Origin of the sequence: Streptomyces flavofungini (genome assembly GCF_041028215.1) — a bacterium.
Lineage (GTDB): Bacteria > Actinomycetota > Actinomycetes > Streptomycetales > Streptomycetaceae > Streptomyces > Streptomyces flavofungini_B.
On the sequence record NZ_JASKYR010001237.1, the window covers coordinates 1 to 643 of the forward strand.

The window sequence follows — 643 nt, forward strand, 5'->3', positions numbered from 1 at the left end:
GCCTATGTGTTCAGCAGCGGGTGACAGCCCATGACGACTGCCGGGTTTCCCCATTCGGAAACCCCCGGATCAAAGCCTGGTTGACGACTCCCCGGGGACTATCGTGGCCTCCCACGTCCTTCATCGGTTCCTGGTGCCAAGGCATCCACCGTGCGCCCTTAAAAACTTGGCCACAGATGCTCGCGTCCACTGTGCAGTTCTCAAACAACGACCAACCACCCATCACCCCGGACCAGCAGCCCGAGTGCACTGGGGTCGGCATCGAAGGACAGGCTTCACAGCCCGTACCCTCAGATACCCAACAGCGTGCCCGACCCTTTTCCGTCCGGAGATCGTGCGTTCCACGCTCTTACGAGCAGTACTGGCAGCCTCCGACCCGTGAAACAGGCCGAGTAGTCAACGTTCCACCCATGAGCAACCAGCATCAGACGTTCGCTGATGAACTGGCCTCTGATCAACCGGAGTTGATAAGAAGTGCTCCTTAGAAAGGAGGTGATCCAGCCGCACCTTCCGGTACGGCTACCTTGTTACGACTTCGTCCCAATCGCCAGTCCCACCTTCGACAGCTCCCTCCCACAAGGGGTTGGGCCMCCGGCTTCGGGCGTCACCGACTCTCCCGCCGTGCCGGGCGGTGTGTACAAGG

2 rRNA genes are annotated in these 643 nt (G+C 60.6%); both read right to left on the reverse strand.

From position 1 onward, the window contains the following. A 23S ribosomal RNA gene (locus AB8Z36_RS40040) occupies positions 1-172 on the reverse strand; the annotation flags it as partial. Between the two features lie 313 nt (positions 173-485). After that, a 16S ribosomal RNA gene (locus tag AB8Z36_RS40045) occupies positions 486-643 on the reverse strand; the annotation flags it as partial.